Source organism: Vibrio ordalii ATCC 33509 (assembly GCA_000257205.1).
Taxonomy (GTDB): Bacteria; Pseudomonadota; Gammaproteobacteria; order Enterobacterales; family Vibrionaceae; genus Vibrio; species Vibrio ordalii.
Genome location: AEZC01000003.1, coordinates 1 through 17,674 on the forward strand (window position 1 = coordinate 1; position 17,674 = coordinate 17,674).

General features: G+C 46.2%; 17 protein-coding genes and 1 pseudogene. 5 read left to right on the plus strand and 13 right to left on the minus strand.

Annotation, left to right across the window (positions count from 1 at the left end):
• Nucleotides 1-184: 184 nt before the first annotated feature.
• Nucleotides 185-1,585: a Si-specific NAD(P)(+) transhydrogenase gene (gene sthA / locus VOR_RS0100125; protein WP_010316885.1), complete on the plus strand. Its 1,401-nt coding sequence runs from the start codon at nucleotides 185-187 to the stop codon at nucleotides 1,583-1,585.
• Nucleotides 1,586-1,688: 103 nt separating this feature from the next.
• On the opposite strand, the gene dinF is transcribed toward sthA, so the two are convergent.
• The 3 genes from dinF to lexA all read right to left on the minus strand — a co-directional run bounded on the left by dinF (nucleotide 1,689) and on the right by lexA (nucleotide 4,631).
• On the minus strand, nucleotides 1,689-3,032 hold the full coding sequence (gene dinF, locus VOR_RS0100130; protein ID WP_010316887.1) for an MATE family efflux transporter DinF: 1,344 nt from the start codon (nucleotides 3,030-3,032) through the stop codon (nucleotides 1,689-1,691).
• 62 nt (nucleotides 3,033-3,094) lie between these two features.
• Entirely contained in the window at nucleotides 3,095-3,913 is an 819-nt protein-coding gene (locus VOR_RS0100135; protein WP_081480662.1) for a class I SAM-dependent methyltransferase, read from the minus strand.
• Between the two features lie 94 nt (nucleotides 3,914-4,007).
• On the minus strand, nucleotides 4,008-4,631 hold the full coding sequence (lexA, locus tag VOR_RS0100140) for a transcriptional repressor LexA (protein WP_010316891.1): 624 nt from the start codon (nucleotides 4,629-4,631) through the stop codon (nucleotides 4,008-4,010).
• 319 nt (nucleotides 4,632-4,950) lie between these two features.
• Between lexA and plsB the strand changes: the two genes are divergently transcribed.
• Nucleotides 4,951-7,365 carry a glycerol-3-phosphate 1-O-acyltransferase PlsB gene (gene plsB, locus VOR_RS0100145; protein WP_010316894.1) on the plus strand — a complete coding sequence of 805 codons (2,415 nt, stop codon included), beginning with the start codon at nucleotides 4,951-4,953 and terminating at the stop codon, nucleotides 7,363-7,365.
• 69 nt (nucleotides 7,366-7,434) lie between these two features.
• Here plsB and ubiA read toward each other — a convergent pair whose 3' ends face one another.
• Nucleotides 7,435-8,289, minus strand: coding sequence for a 4-hydroxybenzoate octaprenyltransferase (gene ubiA / locus VOR_RS0100150; protein WP_010316896.1), 855 nt, complete (start codon nucleotides 8,287-8,289; stop codon nucleotides 7,435-7,437).
• Nucleotides 8,286-8,840, minus strand: a complete 555-nt coding sequence (locus tag VOR_RS0100155) for a chorismate lyase (protein WP_010316897.1) — start codon at nucleotides 8,838-8,840, stop codon at nucleotides 8,286-8,288. Before VOR_RS0100155 ends, ubiA begins: the two co-directional genes overlap by 4 nt.
• Nucleotides 8,841-9,075: 235 nt before the next feature.
• Here VOR_RS0100155 and VOR_RS0100160 point away from each other — a divergent pair, with 235 nt between their 5' ends.
• Nucleotides 9,076-9,483 carry a flagellar basal body-associated protein FliL gene (locus VOR_RS0100160; RefSeq protein ID WP_010316898.1) on the plus strand — a complete coding sequence of 136 codons (408 nt, stop codon included), beginning with the start codon at nucleotides 9,076-9,078 and terminating at the stop codon, nucleotides 9,481-9,483.
• A gap of 36 nt (nucleotides 9,484-9,519) precedes the next feature.
• Here VOR_RS0100160 and glpG read toward each other — a convergent pair whose 3' ends face one another.
• The 6 genes from glpG to ftsY all read right to left on the minus strand — a co-directional run bounded on the left by glpG (nucleotide 9,520) and on the right by ftsY (nucleotide 15,030).
• The gene (gene glpG / locus VOR_RS0100165; protein ID WP_010316899.1) at nucleotides 9,520-10,353 is read right to left on the minus strand and encodes a rhomboid family intramembrane serine protease GlpG; all 834 of its coding nucleotides are present in this window, start codon (nucleotides 10,351-10,353) and stop codon (nucleotides 9,520-9,522) included.
• 8 nt (nucleotides 10,354-10,361) lie between these two features.
• Nucleotides 10,362-10,682: a thiosulfate sulfurtransferase GlpE gene (gene glpE / locus VOR_RS0100170; protein ID WP_010316900.1), complete on the minus strand. Its 321-nt coding sequence runs from the start codon at nucleotides 10,680-10,682 to the stop codon at nucleotides 10,362-10,364.
• 404 nt (nucleotides 10,683-11,086) lie between these two features.
• Nucleotides 11,087-11,944, minus strand: a complete 858-nt coding sequence (gene rpoH, locus VOR_RS0100180; RefSeq protein ID WP_010316901.1) for an RNA polymerase sigma factor RpoH — start codon at nucleotides 11,942-11,944, stop codon at nucleotides 11,087-11,089.
• A 176-nt stretch (nucleotides 11,945-12,120) separates the two neighbouring features.
• A complete protein-coding gene (ftsX, locus tag VOR_RS0100185) occupies nucleotides 12,121-13,089 on the minus strand; it encodes a permease-like cell division protein FtsX (protein ID WP_010316902.1) in 969 nt (322 codons plus the stop codon).
• Nucleotides 13,079-13,753 (minus strand): cell division ATP-binding protein FtsE, encoded by a 675-nt coding sequence (ftsE, locus tag VOR_RS0100190; RefSeq protein ID WP_010316903.1) that lies wholly within the window; start codon nucleotides 13,751-13,753, stop codon nucleotides 13,079-13,081. The genes ftsX and ftsE overlap by 11 nt, the downstream gene beginning before the upstream one ends.
• 62 nt (nucleotides 13,754-13,815) lie before the next feature.
• Nucleotides 13,816-15,030 (minus strand): signal recognition particle-docking protein FtsY, encoded by a 1,215-nt coding sequence (gene ftsY, locus VOR_RS0100195; RefSeq protein WP_010316904.1) that lies wholly within the window; start codon nucleotides 15,028-15,030, stop codon nucleotides 13,816-13,818.
• A gap of 206 nt (nucleotides 15,031-15,236) precedes the next feature.
• On the opposite strand from ftsY, the gene rsmD reads away from it, so the two are divergent.
• Both rsmD and VOR_RS0100205 read left to right on the plus strand, forming a co-directional pair.
• Nucleotides 15,237-15,836: a 16S rRNA (guanine(966)-N(2))-methyltransferase RsmD gene (rsmD, locus tag VOR_RS0100200; RefSeq protein ID WP_010316905.1), complete on the plus strand. Its 600-nt coding sequence runs from the start codon at nucleotides 15,237-15,239 to the stop codon at nucleotides 15,834-15,836.
• Nucleotides 15,833-16,099, plus strand: a complete 267-nt coding sequence (locus VOR_RS0100205; protein WP_010316906.1) for a DUF1145 domain-containing protein — start codon at nucleotides 15,833-15,835, stop codon at nucleotides 16,097-16,099. Before rsmD ends, VOR_RS0100205 begins: the two co-directional genes overlap by 4 nt.
• A 75-nt stretch (nucleotides 16,100-16,174) precedes the next feature.
• On the opposite strand, the pseudogene VOR_RS17540 reads toward VOR_RS0100205, so the two are convergent.
• Both VOR_RS17540 and VOR_RS0100215 read right to left on the minus strand, forming a co-directional pair.
• Nucleotides 16,175-16,758 (minus strand): annotated as a pseudogene (locus tag VOR_RS17540) (YhgN family NAAT transporter).
• A 100-nt stretch (nucleotides 16,759-16,858) separates the two neighbouring features.
• Nucleotides 16,859-17,482: a lysoplasmalogenase gene (locus VOR_RS0100215; RefSeq protein WP_010316907.1), complete on the minus strand. Its 624-nt coding sequence runs from the start codon at nucleotides 17,480-17,482 to the stop codon at nucleotides 16,859-16,861.
• Nucleotides 17,483-17,674 lie beyond the last annotated feature (192 nt).

Below are 17,674 nucleotides of genomic sequence, written 5' to 3' on the forward strand. Positions count from 1 at the left end.
AGTTACCTAACCTAATTTCAATCACTCGCCACAGTAAGATGGGCAAAGCAATAGCATAAAGTGGCGTTTTCACCTCTCGAGCGTGATCCTCTCCACTCTCTGATGGCAACATCGTTTACCGCACTGATGGATCAGTTAAAATCTCGCTACAGCAATGTTAAACAAATACAACAAGGAATAGAGTATGGCGAACCAAAACCACTTCGATGTCATCGTAATTGGTAGCGGCCCGGGCGGAGAAGGCGCCGCAATGGGTTTGACTAAAGCGGGGTTTAATGTCGCCATTATCGAAAAAGAGAGTAGTGTTGGCGGAGGTTGTACCCATTGGGGCACTATTCCCTCCAAGGCGTTACGCCATGCGGTCAGCCGCATCATCGAATTCAACAGTAACCCTCTATTTTGTAAAAACAACACCAGTATTCATCTCACTTTCTCTGATATTTTAGGCCATGCTAAATCTGTGATTGATAAACAGACTCGCTTGCGCCAAGGCTTTTACGATCGCAATCAGTGTACGCTGATTTTTGGTAAAGCTAAGTTTACCCACAAAAATACCGTGGCGGTTACGCACGCTGACGGCAGCGTCGAAAAATACAGCGCCGACAAATTTGTGATTGCGACTGGCTCACGCCCTTATCAACCTGATGATGTTGATTTTACTCATGAACGAGTTTATGACAGCGATTCGATTCTCTCGCTTAAACACGATCCTCGCCACATCATCATTTATGGCGCTGGCGTCATTGGTTGCGAATACGCTTCGATTTTCCGCGGCTTAGGGGTCAAAACCGACCTCATCAATACCCGCGACCGCTTGCTGTCGTTTCTGGATAACGAAACGTCTGATGCACTCTCGTACCATTTTTGGAACAGCGGCATTGTGATTCGTAATGATGAAACTCATGAAAAGATTGAAGGCACTGACGATGGTGTGATCGTTCACTTGCAATCGGGCAAAAAAATGAAAGCCGACTGTATCTTGTACGCCAATGGACGCACGGGCAACACTGACAAATTGAACCTCAAAGCGGTGGGCCTGAATGCCGACTCACGTGGTCAACTGGCTGTCAATCGTAACTATCAAACCTTGGTGGAGCACATCTACGCAGTCGGTGATGTCATTGGCTACCCAAGCCTTGCCAGCGCAGCCTATGATCAAGGTCGATTTGTCGCTCAAGCGATTGCTCATGGTCAAGCGCAAGGGCACTTAATTGATGACATTCCAACTGGGATTTACACCATTCCTGAAATCAGTTCAGTGGGCAAAACAGAGCAAGAACTCACCGCGGCCAAAATTCCGTATGAAGTTGGCCGCTCTTCGTTTAAACACCTCGCACGAGCACAAATTTCTGGCAAAGATATCGGCAGCTTGAAAATTTTGTTTCACCGAGAGACAAAAGAAATTTTAGGTATTCATGTGTTTGGAGAACGCGCGGCTGAAATCATCCATATCGGACAGGCAATTATGGAGCAAAAAGGCGCAGCCAATACCCTCGAATATTTCGTTAATACCACCTTCAATTATCCAACCATGGCCGAAGCCTACCGCGTGGCGGCGTTAAATGGCCTGAATCGATTGTTCTAATCATCGACCTAATTCTGCCTGCTAATGGAATGAAAGCCGCTAACGAGTGCGGCTTTCTTTTTGGTAACCTAGTGAGTGAAGTGCTTAGGGATAGGTTCGGTGATCAAGTGAGAAAAACACCGCGTCGCCATTGTGAGATAAAGACCACACCTAAACTGATGCCGCGCATTGCCATAAAGCTGAGCATCGCCATCCACAGGGCGTGATTACCCAAAGACTGAGCCAGATAGAAAACGCTGAAAAAACTGCACATCGCGACAAACATGCTGTTGCGCATCTCTTTACCTTTGGTCGCGCCGATAAAAATACCATCCAATAAAAAACACCACATCGCGGTTAACGGCATCGCCACCAGCCAAGGTAGATAACGGTTAGCTGTTTGCTGAACTGCGTTAATGTCAGTGATCAGCGTGATCAACGCCGATCCCCACACCGCAAACATCACCGTCAATGCCAAACAAATTATCGCACTCCAGAAAAAACTGCCGATCAGAGCACTTTTGAGCTGCGCCTCACTTTTTGCACCAATTGCTTTGCCAACCATTGCCTCCATCGCATAAGCGAAACCATCCATGCCATAGGAGATCATCATCAAAAAACTCATTAAGACAGCGTTAGCCGCCACGGTTTGATCGCCAAACGCCGCCCCTTGAAAGGTCATAAAGCTGAACGCCGCCTGCAAACAGAGTGAACGCAGGAAAATATCGCGATTCAATTTCACAAAGCGGCTAAGACCTTGTGTCACTAAAACACCTAGCTGCAGTGGCGAAGGGAGTTGATGCCGCAACCAATAGCGCCAAACACACAGTAAGCCAAAGATCATGCCCGCATAATCGGCGATAACCGATGCCAGCGCAGCACCTTCCACTTTCCAGCCGAAACCCAACACAAACAGAATATCCAACGCGATGTTGGTTAAGTTAGTGATGATCACCATCCACATCGGCGCTTTAGCATTTTGCGTGGCTAACAGCCAGCCGAGCAGTACAAAGTTGGCCAATGCGGCGGGCGCGCTCCACGCTCGAATCACAAAATACTGCAACCCATATTGTTTTACTTGCTCACTGGCACTGCTGGCTGAAAAAATCGCATCGCCAATCCATCGATGCAGAATCAAAAACAACAACGCAAATACCAGTGCCATCAAGAGCCCTTGCAACAAGACTAACGCCAGTTTTTGTGGCGATTGTTCACCGTATGCTTGCGCCGCAAGGCCTGTGGTCGACATTCTTAAAAAGCCGAGTAACCAGAAAGTGACACTGACTACCGTACCGCCAAGTGCCACACCACCTAAATACCAAGCGTGTTCCAGATGACCGATCACCGCCGCATCGACTAAACCTAACAGCGGTACCGTAATATTGGACAGCACCATAGGTATCGCAAGTAGCAACACTTGCCGATGTATGGAACGGTTCGATAACGTTTGTAAAATAGAGTGCGACACGTTGACCTCTCATGGGTGAGAGCAAAGTGTAGCGGAGTGATAGGAGGACGGCTAGCGGTTACTCACCAACGGACATAAACTAAAACGGGTGTTAAGCGCAGCTTGTAAACCATCACCTTACTTAACCAACGTTGCCATAATTTCCAGCGGCCACAATGTTGATCGAGCGGTGAAAACGTTTTTGCCGACGAAGCCCAAGGCAAGACATTGAGTACCGCTTCGGTTGGATTAGCAAAACCATGTCCGTAATGGCCTGAGCCCATTTTCTGACCTAAAGTGGAAGCGGTTTTGTCTCCAGCCAGCATTAAACAAGCCGCTGCATTAGAAAAATGCAAACCCAATGCGCGGATAAAATAGGTGAGTTGCTGCACCGTACAATCTAATAACGCATGCTCACAAACGATTAAAACGGCTGAGGATTCCGCAATAGGCAATGCATCCAACCACTGAAGATCATCGACACTGCCACACACATGTTGATAACGCTCACTGCGATGAAACAATTTCTGCCGCCACAGCAGGTTTTCGGTGATATCGAGTTCTATCCAATGGCAACGCCCGTTATCTACCCGATAAAAACGGGTATCTAACCCTGCACCGACATTAATGATCCATCCATCAGGATTGCGCTCAATAAACGCGCGCACTTGTTGATCGCACAATTGCGTTAAGGTGGCATGCAGTAATTGTTTTTGATCGATATCACCGCTTAAACATTCGGGGGCTAAGTGACAGCTCTGGCAGGCCTTTGCAGCGATCGGATCATACACTAACCCGTTATCAACCAAACTTTCGCGGCTACGAAACCACAACGGTTGAACTAAATTGGTTGGAATATGATGACGTGGGGTTAGTGAATGTTTATCGGTAGGCATTACCATCTTCCTTATGTCGCAACTCGATGTAACAACAAGGAAGATGATAATGAATATCAGTTAGAATAACAAGTTATTGAGAATAGATCTCAATAATAAATTACATCCAATCGGTATTGCGAATAATGCCGACGGCCACACCTTCAATGGTGAGCTGCTGAGATTTAAGATCCACTTCAATCGGTGAGAACGCTTCATTCTCTGCGTGCAATAACACGGTAGAGCCTTTGCGTTCTAGACGTTTTACTGTCACATCATCTTCAACACGCGCCACCACCACTTGCCCATTACGCACATCTTGTGTTTTGTGCACCGCGAGTAAGTCACCATCCATAATACCAATGTCTTTCATACTTTCGCCTTGCACACGCAGTAAGAAATCCGCTTGAGGGCGAAACATAGTGGGATCCACTTGGTAATGCGCTTCGACATGCTCTTGCGCCAAAATAGGCTCTCCCGCCGCGACTCGACCAATTAAGGGCAGGCCAAGATCTTCTGGCTCATTGGCAGCTTCAAGTAAAATACGCAACCCACGAGAGGCACCCGGAATAATCTCAATCGCTTGTTTACGAGCCAGTGCTTTTAAATGCTCTTCTGCGGCATTGGCGGAACGAAAACCCAGCTCGCGTGCGATTTCGGCACGAGTCGGTGGCATTCCGGTTTCGTCGATCTTACTGCGGATAAGATCAAATACTTGTTGCTGGCGGGGCGTTAACGGCTTCATATCTCACCTGTCTGTTTATACAGTTAACTGTGAGTATATCCAGTAATCGAATAAATGGAAGAGCGGACGCTTATTTTTTGGCTATTTACAAAAAATGGCTCAATCGACCGATAAATACCTCACAGATTCAGTGACCCTCCTCGCAAGTGATGCTGTTTTACTAAACAATAATGATTAAAAGGTTTGACCAGTTTCTGGTATCCTTGCCGCTCAAAAATAGCTAGCCGCTTCGGCGCATATCGATTTCTTTGACTATCAACTCACAGGGAAATGGACATGCGCTTAAGCATATTGAAATATTCTTGAGGCAACGACCTTTATGTCTTCTGGACACTCATTATCTCGTTCACTACTAAAATTACCTTTGTCTGCGTTGGTCAAAGGCACGGCGATCCCTTCCAATCCAATAGAAGATCACGGCATTGATATTCACAAGCCGATTGTTTACGCCTTACCTTTTCGCTCAAGTGTTGATTTGCTCACCTTGCAAACTCACGCCAAACAACTGGGTTTACCTGACCCGCTACAACCGCTTGAGCTAAACGGCAAAAGTTTTGTCCGTTATGTTTTCATCTCGGCGCGTCCAACCTTGATGCGCAATGATCAGCACGTTCCTAGTGACTCTATCGCTCTTTTTTCTGAACTGCTTGAATTGCATAAGTTTGATACGGAATTGGACGTTCAGATGATCCCTGCGACGGTGCTTTGGGGACGTAAACCAGGTAAAGAGGGGCAAGAGAAACCCTATCTCCAAGCCTTAAATGGCCCACAAAAAGCACTCGCGGTAATTTTTGCTGGACGCGATTGCATGGTGCGTTTTAGCCCAGTGGTTTCACTGCGCTATATGGCTGATTCACACGGCACCGACGAATCTATCGCGCATAAGTTGGCACGAGTGGCTCGTATTCATTTCTCTCGCCAAAAGCTGGCAGCTTCTGGGCCAAATTTGCCCAATCGCCAAGCGCTGTTTAACCGCCTAATTAAATCACAAGCGATTGAAAAAGCGATTGAGGATCAAGGGAAAGCCAACAATATCTCCCTCGAAAAAGCGCGTAAAGAAGCGCATGACATCATGGATGAGATTGCTGCTGACTTCTCTTACTCCCTAATCAAAAAAGGTGATCTCATACTGGGCTGGCTATGGAACCGCATTTACCAAGGTCTCAATATTAATAATGCCGCTACCGTACGTCGCCTTGCGCAAGATGGACACGAAATTGTCTATGTCCCTTGTCATCGAAGTCATATGGATTATCTCTTACTTTCTTATGTGCTGTATCACGAAGGCATGGTACCACCGCATATTGCCGCTGGAATCAACTTGAACTTTTTCCCAGCAGGGCCGATTTTTCGCCGTGGCGGCGCATTCTTCATTCGTCGCAGTTTTAAAGGCAATAAGCTCTATTCGACCATTTTCCGCGAATATCTGGCTGAGCTATTTACCAAAGGCTATTCAGTTGAATATTTCAGCGAAGGTGGCCGTTCACGTACTGGTCGTTTACTGCCGGCGAAAACGGGCATGCTAGCGATGACCATCCAGGCCATGTTGCGCGGCCTTAACCGCCCGGTGACACTCGTGCCAGTTTATATCGGCTATGAACACGTGATGGAAGTAAGCACTTATGCCAAAGAGCTGCGCGGCAAAAGTAAGGAGAAAGAAAATGCGGGTTTAGTGCTGCGCACGATTCGCAAGCTGCGTAATTTTGGCCAAGGCTATGTCAATTTCGGCGAACCGATCCCACTGAATCAATACCTTAACGAGCAAGTTCCAGAATGGACGCAAGATATTGACCCAATGGGCAGCACCAAACCGCAGTGGATCAACCCGATTGTTAACCAACTGGCCACCAAGATGATGACGCACATTAACGATGCAGCGGCGGCCAATGCGTTAACTTTATGTGCCACTGCGCTACTTGCTTCACGCCAAAGTGCACTGGCTCGCGACAATTTAATTAAGCAGATCGACTGCTATTTATCGCTACTAAATAACGTGCGCTATTCAGCAACCTGCACTGTGCCTAAAGCCAGTGCTGAAGAACTGGTTAACCACGCACAGTCACTCGACAAATTTGTAATTGAATCCGATACCATGGGTGAGATTATTTCCCTTGATCGCAATCAGTCGATTTTGATGACCTACTATCGCAATAACATCATTCATCTGTTTGCCATTCCCTCGCTGATTGCGCAGATGCTGATCCGCCAGCAGACTTTATCGCTAGAGCAAATAACCGCTAATGTGGCACTGATTTATCCCTTCTTAAAGCAGGAGCTGTTTTTAAGCTTTGCGCAAGATGAACTCGCGGATGTAGTCAACGCTTACGTTAACGAACTGCAACGTCAACAATTAGTGACGCTAGAAGAGGGTGTCGTGGCTATTAATCAAGCCAAAACACAAGTGTTGATGCTGCTCGGTCGTACCATTTCAGAAACCCTAGAACGCTACGCGATTGCTCTCAATCTACTGGCCGCCAACCCTGACGTAGGCAAATCAGATTTAGAGCAAAAGAGCCAAGAAATTGCACAACGTCTTGGCCGTTTGCATGGCATCAATGCCCCTGAATTTTTTGATAAAGGAGTCTTCTCCGCCATGTTTGTCACGCTCAAAGAGCAGGGCTATTTGGATGTTGATGGCAATTGCCATTTAGAGCCAACCGTTCAGCTCGCACACCTACTTTACTCAATGCTCTATCCTGAAATTCGCTTAACCATTCAAGAAAGTCTCTGCTAAACGAATTAATCAGTCGTCAGAAACAGTAAAGGCATCCCAATGGATGCCTTTACTTTATTCGTGAAGTACTTACCAAAAGGCAAAAAGCAGACCTAACGTTAACACCATGCCAACGTGATTGTTATTGAGAAAAGCGTGAAAGCATAAGTCGCGATCGCGATGACGAATTAAGCGCTGCTGATAGACAAATAGCGCTGCAGCAGCCAGCACTGACCAATAAAAACTCGCCCCTAACTGATAATAGCCACCAAGTGCAATCATCAACGCCACAACCAACAACTGTAAAATACCAATGATGATTTTATCAAAGCGGCCAAATAAAATAGCGGTCGATTTAACTCCGACATTGATATCGTCATCGCGATCAACCATCGCATACTGCGTATCATACGCCACTGTCCACAACGCATTGATCAAAAATAGCCCCCACATCACCGCTGGCAATTCGTTGGCTTGCGCCGCCCATGCCATCGGAATAGACCAACTAAAGGCCAGCCCTAATACCAACTGCGGAAGGTGTGTATAACGTTTCATGAACGGATAAACAAACGCTAATGCGATACCGACAAAGGAGAGCTGAACCGTGAGTGGATTCATGGTCAAAACCAGCAGGAAAGAAGTGATACCTAGCGTTAAAAACAGCGCAATCGCCTCTTTGGTTGTCACTCGACCTGCTGGCAAGGGGCGCTGTTTAGTTCGCTTCACATGCCCATCAACGTTGCGATCGGAAAAATCATTGATCACACAGCCCGCCGAGCGCATCAACAGCACTCCTAACACAAACACCAGTAGCACTTTAGGATCAGGGAACCCTTGGGCGGCTAAAATCAATGCCCATAAGGTTGGCCACAGCAATAGTAAAGATCCAATGGGGCGATCCATGCGCATCAGTTGCCAATAAGCACGCGCCTTAACCAAAGTCATGACACTCTCTCCTTAGAGTAAATCGGTGAAAAGGGTAAAAACAGCTCCGCAACTAACATCGGTTTGTTATTCATCCATAATCGTGAACGGCGTGCGAGCAACGGCCGCTCTTCCATCATTGACCAGCCCACTTGTAGTGCGTCACGCTTAACGTGCTCAGCACGAAAAACCGTTAATCCAAGCGGGATATCACCTTGGCGCGCTAAGTCATATTGCTGACCCAGCATCGAAGATTGAGGAATTAAAGTACGGCCTAAAACCCATGGCTGTTGATCGCCACGCAATACCACCTGCCGTAGCAAACAGGCTTCATCAGATAACAAAGCTATCTCATCGCCCTGTAATTGCTCTGCCTCAACGAGCTTGTTGTAGAGTAGCTCAACGCTCAGTTGCTGGCACTGCGCCTCTAACACGCGAGATAATGATCCTTGCTCTAAAAGCCAAGACTGAGAAACCCGATCGGGAAAAGAGAAATCGTCAGGTTGCTGCCAAATAACTTCTCGTAATGCAGACAGATAGAGCGAAATTGATTGATTCATACTAGTATTCAATTAGTGGCTTTATCAACGTACAATAAAGCTCCATTTTTGGTTAACACAACCATAAAAGCGCTCACTCAAAGAATGGCCTAGGTTGGAGGTTCTCATCCCATTTGAAACATAGGGAAAGACAACTGCGGTATATTCCAAACAACGAGATAAGCATTCTGATTACAATTCGATGCTCTATTGTAACAAGACTAAAGCAATTCGAGTATCGTGTACCCATTAAAGAAAAGATAGAAATATGCTTAAACGTTATGTAACCCAAATAATTGTCGCCCTAAGTCTGATGTGTGCCTTACCAAGTTATGCGCAAGAAGAAAAAGAACCTAAATTGGCGTACTTTACCTTAGAGCCGGATCTCACTACCAACTTTTTCACTAAAGGGAACAAGTTGGGCTATATCCAAGTTCGCATCGATGTGATGGTTGCTAGTGGTGCCGATTTACCTGCGGTTGAACAACATCAACCACTCATTCGCGATGCCATTGTCGAGCTACTTGGCAAACAAACCGAAGAGGCGATAAAATCACTCGCAGGACGGGAAGATTTAAGAAAAACATTGGTGAAAGAGCTCAACGCTGTGCTACTGCCGGAAATAGGCCGAACCATTATTGCTGACTTGCTGTTTACCAAATACATCTACCAGTAGAGCGAAGCTCGGCATTGTGCGGATTAAACCTTTCACCTAACTGGCTTGGTAACGATTGGCATCATTCAAACCAAACACGATGCCGGTCAATAGACCGGCTAAATGTGCGCTGTTCGCAATCGCCATAAAAGGCTGCACAAAGCCAAGCACCAACCACACCAGCATGAAACCGATCACCGGTTTGGGCATTTGTAAGCCAAGGTGAGGGGCTTTCCAACCGAGCATCCATAGATAACCGACCAACGCATAGACCACACCCGATAAACCACCAAAATTGGCGCCTTCAACCCAGTACTGAGCTGCACCGGACAACAGTGCTGACACTAAAAATAGCTGTCCAAGTTTGAATGAGCCAAGCCGTTTTTCAACATCGCCTCCCAACTGCCACCACCATAACAAGTTAAAGACGATGTGCAGCACAGAGAAATGAAGTAAAGCATGACTAAACCAGCGCCAAATCTGCCATTGCTGGCCAGCCAAAGCAGGAAAATGTAATGCAGAAAATACTTGATTGGCTAGTCCAAACTGCTGCAATGCAAAGATAATGGTACATACCATCATCACGCCCAGTGTTAAAGGCCCAGCTTTGGCTTTGAGCATCGCCAACATGCTCGGTGAACGATATTGAAAGTGACTTTTTCGGCTTTCAGCCACATCCCATGAAGCGGCTTGATACTTTCTGTCATTTGGATTGTGCAGAAAATGGTTGAGTTCCGCTTCGGCTTCAATCTGATGTTGCTCATCAAGTAACCATAACGAAAATTGACCACTCCCTTCCGGCATCATTTGAATCTCAATTTCACGAGAGGCCATATAATCAATAAAGGCTTGCTCCATTCTTGGGTTATTGAGCGTGATCAATCTAAACATAAGTCATCCTAATTGCTGGTTACGGGCAAGCCTGCACGATGCCAAGCTTCGAATCCACCATCCACACTATACACCTGTTCAAAACCTTGGTTAATCAGATACTGTGCAGCACCTTGGCTGCTAATACCGTGATAACACATGACTAAAATGGGTTGGTCAAATTCGCTTTTTTCCATAAATGAAACCATGCTGTCGTTGGTTAAGTGGAATGCGCCATTTGCATGTGCAACCGCAAAAGATTGCGCATCACGAATATCCACTAATTGCGCATCATGTTGTTCCATTAAAGCTTGTGCTGCTTGAGCATTGATATGTTGAAACTGATCCATCGCTTCCTCTGATTGGTTTTATTTTTGGCGTTTGATTGTAACCTATCCCAAGGCAATCAAGTACACGGCCTTTATAAGGTTATCCACCACAGATCACTTTTTCGCCGTTTGTGGATAATCTTGTGGATTGCGTTGATAAAGTAGTAAATGAGAAATAGATCCACAACATGTAGTGATGATCCTTACTTTTCTGTGTGTAACACAATACATATCCCCAAATATAAAACGGTGTTCAAGCCTTGATTTCACCGACTTGATGACAGCTCACGAATAATTTTGTCACAGAGTTATCCACAATCAGCGCGCTGAAAATTTGATCACTTCAACCGATCAAAAATAAAAAAACCGAGATCGTAAGATCTCGGCTTTTAATGCGATTCACAATATTCACAATAAGTCAGTGATTAGAACTCGCCGACAGCATCCTTTAGCTTCTTCATTGCATTTTTTTCTAGCTGACGAATACGCTCAGCTGAGACACCATACTCTTCCGCTAACTCTTGTAGCGTGGCTTTTTGATCATCCAACCAACGAGAGCGCACAATATGTTTACTGCGTTCATCTAAGCTAGCCAACGCCAGACTTAAGCGATTGTTGGTGTGATGCTCCCAATTATCAGCTTCAATGTTGTCCGCAAGATCGGAATGCTTGTCTTCAAGATAAAGCACAGGCGCGGTGTAAGAAGCGCTCGAATCATCGTCTTCCGCCGACATTTCAAAGGTGGCATCTTGCGCGGCTAAGCGTGATTCCATTTCTCGCACTTCAGCCGGGTCAACGCCCAACTCACGGGCAACCGCTTCCACTTCACTACTATTAAACCAGCCTAAACGCTTTTTCGATTTGCGTAGGTTGAAGAACAGCTTACGTTGCGCTTTCGTGGTCGCAATTTTTACAATGCGCCAATTGCGTAACACGTATTCGTGGATTTCAGCTTTGATCCAGTGCACAGCAAATGAAACCAGTCTCACCCCAACTTCTGGGTTAAAACGCTTCACCGCTTTCATTAAGCCAATATTGCCTTCCTGAACCAAATCCGCCATGGGTAGGCCGTAACCAGAATAGCCACGAGCAACGTGAACAACGAATCGAAGGTGCGATAAGATCAACCCTTTCGCCGCTTCAATTTCACCTTTGTAATGTAATCGCTCTGCGAGTGACCGCTCTTCTTCCGCGCTCAGCATTGGGTAGCTGTTCACTGAACGAATGTAGCTGTCTAAGCTGTCTTGTGAAACGAGAGCCATTTGATACGTTTGGTTTGTCATTCAATTCCTCATCAAATTTCTGATCTGGAGTAATGGATGTTTTTAACCCGACAATCTTGAACCTAAAATGAACAAGATTCAAGCAAGGGGAAACTATTATGCATAAACAAGTCGGCTATACAAGTGCTGTAGCCAAAGCGAGTCAATAGTTATTGACTACATATGACAATATTCGACTAAACCGGTTCAATTTCTTTTAAATGACGCTGCGCAGATAATTTTGCCGCTACGCATCCTAAGAAAGTACCGAGCATCAACAGCAGTAAGGATTCGTCCCAACTTAGGCCAATCAGACGAAAACGGCTGTCATACAGTAGGGCAAGATCTTCAACGGCACCGTTCAATAAAATAGTCACAAAAGCCGTTAATAACCAAGCAGCGAATGCGCCTAACAAGCCAAACCACATACCAGAGTAGAGATAAGGACGTAAAATGTAGCGATCGGTAGCGCCGATCAATTTCATGGTTTGGATCTCTTCTTTATTGGCTTGTACATTAAAACGTAAGGTGTTACCCACAATGAGGAACACCGCGCCTAACATCAATATCGATAAACTTACAACAATAATCGCCGCTAAAGTTCGAATGGCGTTTAACCTAGCAAGCCAATCTTCATCTAAACGCACATCCGTAACATCCTGTTCTGCTTGGATGTTTTTCACCAGCGCTTTGATTTGCTCTTGCTGCTCAGCCTGCGGGGTAACAATAAGCACGCCAGGTAAAGCGTAATCATCCAATAAACTGATGGCTTGTTCAAACCCAGCGTATTGACTCAGGTCATCCAATCCTTGCTGCGACGAAATGTACTCGACACTGGCGATATCGGCCAAGCTTTCCAGCTCATCTTTCAACACCATAATTCGTGCTTCAGGTGTGCGTTCGTGTAGATAGACGCTGATCTGGGCAGGGCTAGTGACATTATTGGCTGCAGACGCGATATTTTTGCTCAGTAGGTACAGACAGGCAGGCATCGCAAGCGCCATCGAAATGACCGCAAGCGTTAACACATTACCCAACGGGCGTAACCACAGAATGGAAAATGAGGTCTTAGCCTGTTTAAAATGGATGGAGAAGAAACTATCGGTCTTGGCCCGTTTCGGTTCACGCGCTTTAGTCTTTCTTTTATTTAGTGACTTAACGGCCATAGTCTTCCACCTCGCTTAAAAAACCTTGGTTCAGTTCTAAATGACGATATTGAGGACGTGTGTTGACCAAGCTAATGTCGTGCGTCGCAAGCAAGATAGAAACACCGGCACGGTTAAACTCCTCAAACAGTTTGAGCACACGGTTAGAAAGCTCTGGGTCTAAGTTACCCGTGGGTTCATCTGCCAGTAGTAAAGTCGGGCGGTTCACCACTGCTCGTGCAATACCAACTCGCTGCTGCTCACCCCCAGAAAGTTGGCTCGGTAAACAGCGGGCTTTGTCTAGCAGATCGGTTTTATCGAGCGCGGCTGAGACGCGACGCTTAATTTCATTTTCTGAAATCGATTCAATGCGCATTGGCAATGCCACATTGTCGTAAACCGTTCTGTCCATCAGCAGGCGATGATCTTGAAACACGATGCCGATGTTGCGGCGTAAAAAGGGAATATCTTGATTGGGAATGCGCGTAATATCGTGACCGTTAAAGCTGATACGCCCATCGGTTGGGCGCTCAATCGCACAGATTAACTTCAACAAGGTACTTTTACCGGCTCCGGAGTGCCCACCCAAAAACGCCATTTCTCCTCGGCGTAGGTGAAAGTCGACTTTTTGCAGCGCCTGACGGCCTCCGCGATACGCTTTGCTCACTTGTTGAAACTTAATCACTCGCTATTCCTCTCACCAGTCTCCATTGGATGATGAGGTGCTCATTGAGCACCCACGCACACTTACTCTTCGCGGCTAAACAGAGCTTCAATAAATTGCTGCGTTTCAAACGGACGTAAATCGTCAATCCCTTCTCCAACGCCAATAAAGCGGATCGGAATTTCAAACTGATCGGCCAGCGCAAAAATAACGCCGCCTTTCGCCGTGCCATCCAGCTTGGTTAAGGTGATCCCCGTCACCGGGGCCACTTCACTAAAGAGTTTGGCTTGGCTGATGGCGTTTTGCCCAGTAGCGGCATCTAACGTCAGCATCACTTCATGCGGCGCTGATTGATCAATTTTTTTCATGACGCGCACAATTTTACGCAACTCTTCCATGAGGTTGCTCTTATTTTGCAAGCGACCAGCGGTATCGGCGATCACCACATCCACGCCACGTGCTTTGGCAGCCTCAATCGCATCATAAATCACCGATGCGCTGTCTGCGCCAGTGTGCTGCGCAATCACAGGTACATTGTTACGCTCGCCCCACACCTGCAACTGCTCAACAGCCGCCGCACGAAAAGTATCGCCCGCCGCTAAAATCACTTTTTTACCTTGAGCTTGAAACTGTTTGGCCAGCTTACCTATCGTAGTCGTTTTGCCTACACCGTTGACGCCGACCATTAAAATAACATAGGGCATTTTTTGGCTATCGATCACTAACGGTTGCTCTACTTTGGCCAAAATATCGGCCATTTCGTCTTTCAGTAAACTGTAGAGTGCCTCTCCATCTTTCAACGCGTGACGAGAGGCTTTTTCTGTCAGATTACTGATGATTTTGAGTGTGGTCTCCATCCCAACATCGGCAATCAGCAGCTGCTCTTCCAACTCTTCAAACAGTTCATCATCAATTTTCTTGCCTTTAAACAGACCAAAGAAACCCGCACCAATGTTGGCTTTGGTTCGGCTAAGGCTGCGTTTTAAGCGTGCGAAAAAACTCTCGCTGGGTTTTTCTTGCTCTTGAATTCGTGCTTCTGCTTCTGCTTCTGCTTCTGCTTCTGCTTCTGCTTCTGCTTCTGCTTCTGCTTCTGCTTCTGCTTCTGCTTCTGCTAGCGCAGTGTGTGGCTCTTCGATCGATTGAGCAACGACCGTTGTTTCTTGTTCTTGCTCAGCATCAACTGGTTCGACAAGCGTAGATGGCTCAAGCACTTGTTCTGTTTCGCTGGTTGATTTACTTGATTCTTCGTCACCAAAACCGAGCCAAGAGAGTAATCCACGTTTCTTTTTTTCCGTCATCTGGGGATATCCTAGATTTACCTAACTAACTACGACCTTTTTCTTGAAGGATTATCCCTCGTAAGAAAAAGAAAAATGACAAAGCAGTGAAAAGTTTCCAATTAGATTGGTAAACTTTGTCATTATTGAAATTCAATGGCTATACCAAACCCGCTTCGGGTTGGCAGATTGGGTATAGTATCACTTTATTAGCGGTCAAAAAATCTATGGTAAGACGTCGCCAGAAAAACTCATCACAAAATAAGCCTTCAACGGGCTTTGTTCGCATTATTAGTGGCTTATGGAGAGGTCGCAAACTGCCTGTTCATGATGCCCAAGGTCTGCGTCCCACAACGGATCGCGTCAAAGAAACTCTTTTTAACTGGTTAGCACAGGAGATCGCTGGTGCACACTGCTTAGATTTATTTGCAGGCTCTGGCAGCCTTGGGTTTGAAGCTGCCTCAAGGCAAGCACAAGCCGTGACGCTGATTGAGCTCAACCCGACGGCATTCAAACAGCTTGAACACAATATTGCTGCGCTCAACGCAACTAACTTGCGAGCGATAAATAGTGATGCGCTGGCCTTTCTCAAGCAGCAAGGGACGCCTCACCATCTGGTGTTCATCGACCCGCCTTTTCGACAAGGCTTATTAAGCGAAGCCGTCTCGCTTTTAGAACAAAATGGCTGGCTTGCCGATGAAGCGCTGATTTATATTGAGACGGAAAAAGAGTTGGCGCTAGAAGGTATTCCTGCCAATTGGCGTCTGCACCGTGAGAAAAACGCAGGACAAGTCAGTTATCGACTATTTGAGAGGAGCTCGGAATGAGAGTGTTACTGGTACTTGCAAAAGCGGCGATTGCTTTTGTTTGGTTGATTCTATTACTGAATATTTTCATGCCATTCCCCGGTAAAGCGGCGATTGCACTTTATATTATGACGGCATTTTTGTTCATTATGCACGGACTGCAAATGCTGATTTTTATCGGTGCGTTTGGTGACAAGATCAGCATGAGCCGTTGGGAAAAATGGTCGATTCTGATATTTGGAGTCTTCGCACTGCTCGATATCCGCCGTAAACACATGATGTAAGTTAACGGTACAGAAAAAGCAACATAGGAAAAGCCGCTTCACGTTCACACGAAAGGCGGCTTTTTTATCGGAAAATTACAACCCCATATAGCTTTTTACGCCATTTAAGAACATTTGCGTTGAGATCATCACTAGCAATAATCCCATCAAACGCTCGACCGCTTTTAAACCACGTTCACCCAGCACTTTGTGGAAGAAACCGTAGAACATCAAAATGATGAAAGTGGCGCCCCACGCGAGCAGTACAGAGGCTGACAGCTCGAGGAGTTTGTCAGGATGCTGAGTCGAAAGAAGCAGCAAGGCCGCAATCACAGAAGGACCCGCGATCATCGGAATTGCCATCGGTACGATGAAGGGCTCTTCCCCCGCCGCTAATCCAGTAATGCTACCTGCACTAGGGAAAATCATTTTAATCGAGATGAAAGAATGATACCGCCAGAAATGCTGAGAGTTTCCGGTTGCACGTGCAAAAAACTCATGATGTTTTTGCCAGCAAACAGGAACAGCATCAAAATGATCAACGCAAAACAGAGTTCGCGCACGAGCACAACACGGCGACGTTTGGGATCAAGGTGTTTTAAGATGGAGAGCATGACCGGTAGATTGCCAAGCGGGTCCATGATCAAAAAAAGCATGGTCGCCGCCGATAAAATATCCATCTATCACTACTCACATCAATTTAAAGTGGCCGCAGTATATCAGCCCCATCATGAGATTTCGATGCTCCTCAAAATAACGATATTTATGAAGCAATAATATTTACAAGGCCACCGAGGCAGAGATTAACGCTTGCGCTAATAAATAGCTGCCAGAAATAAGATAGCGCCCATAAGGCAATGGCCTGCGGTAATCGTGAATAGCTAACAAACTGGCCGAGAGCATCAGCACCAAACAGCCAACAAACCCAGCAAAAGCAGGCACTGTTTGCGTTTGTAGCCACAACTCTCCCGCCGCCCACGCCAACTGAACTAACATCATACCCATAATGGTTACGGGAAAGATCAAGGTGTCAATTTGTGGTAACAATAGGAAAAAAGCCACAATACTGGTCGCAATCAAAAGGGCAGGTAGCCACCACACCATAGTGTCAGAAAGTTGCGCCCAAAAGGCTTTACTGTACATCAACTGTGCGACAAGAAAGCTAGCAAAGCAGAGTTTTGAGTAACGTTGCAACAGATGCAATGTGTCTGCAATGGCCGAAATCAGCAGACCGAGTGTTACCCATAAGATAGGAGAAGTGAGCTGCGTGGTATGGTTTAAAACTATCACCACCAATAACAGCATACTGAGTGTTTTAAACATTACCGCTTGCTTGATTTTGTTACTTTCAACAGCTGAAATACTAATGAATCCAGACAAAGCAACGGAGAGCCAACTCCACATCTCATTTCCCCTTTAAAAATCTGCGGTCAGTGTAGGCATGTCGTCATTGAAGTCCAGCAGATGAACGCAAAAATTGGATCTTGCTAGCGAATCAGAATGTTGAGTTTATTCAACATCAAAGGGGAGACAAAACAACCAAAGCTCACTTTTTATCCACTAACTCTTACTTTCAATCACAACAGCAGCAAACAG

Coding starts and splice junctions, on each gene's coding strand:
- sthA (WP_010316885.1), top strand. CDS start 185: ATGGCGAACCAAAACCACTTCGATGTCATCGTAATTGGTAGCGGCCCG.
- VOR_RS0100135 (WP_081480662.1), bottom strand. CDS start 3,913: ATGGTAATGCCTACCGATAAACATTCACTAACCCCACGTCATCATATT.
- lexA (WP_010316891.1), bottom strand. CDS start 4,631: ATGAAGCCGTTAACGCCCCGCCAGCAACAAGTATTTGATCTTATCCGC.
- plsB (WP_010316894.1), top strand. CDS start 4,951: ATGTCTTCTGGACACTCATTATCTCGTTCACTACTAAAATTACCTTTG.
- ubiA (WP_010316896.1), bottom strand. CDS start 8,289: ATGACTTTGGTTAAGGCGCGTGCTTATTGGCAACTGATGCGCATGGAT.
- VOR_RS0100160 (WP_010316898.1), top strand. CDS start 9,076: ATGCTTAAACGTTATGTAACCCAAATAATTGTCGCCCTAAGTCTGATG.
- glpG (WP_010316899.1), bottom strand. CDS start 10,353: ATGTTTAGATTGATCACGCTCAATAACCCAAGAATGGAGCAAGCCTTT.
- glpE (WP_010316900.1), bottom strand. CDS start 10,682: ATGGATCAGTTTCAACATATCAATGCTCAAGCAGCACAAGCTTTAATG.
- rpoH (WP_010316901.1), bottom strand. CDS start 11,944: ATGACAAACCAAACGTATCAAATGGCTCTCGTTTCACAAGACAGCTTA.
- ftsX (WP_010316902.1), bottom strand. CDS start 13,089: ATGGCCGTTAAGTCACTAAATAAAAGAAAGACTAAAGCGCGTGAACCG.
- ftsY (WP_010316904.1), bottom strand. CDS start 15,030: ATGACGGAAAAAAAGAAACGTGGATTACTCTCTTGGCTCGGTTTTGGT.
- rsmD (WP_010316905.1), top strand. CDS start 15,237: ATGGTAAGACGTCGCCAGAAAAACTCATCACAAAATAAGCCTTCAACG.
- VOR_RS0100205 (WP_010316906.1), top strand. CDS start 15,833: ATGAGAGTGTTACTGGTACTTGCAAAAGCGGCGATTGCTTTTGTTTGG.
- VOR_RS0100215 (WP_010316907.1), bottom strand. CDS start 17,482: ATGTGGAGTTGGCTCTCCGTTGCTTTGTCTGGATTCATTAGTATTTCA.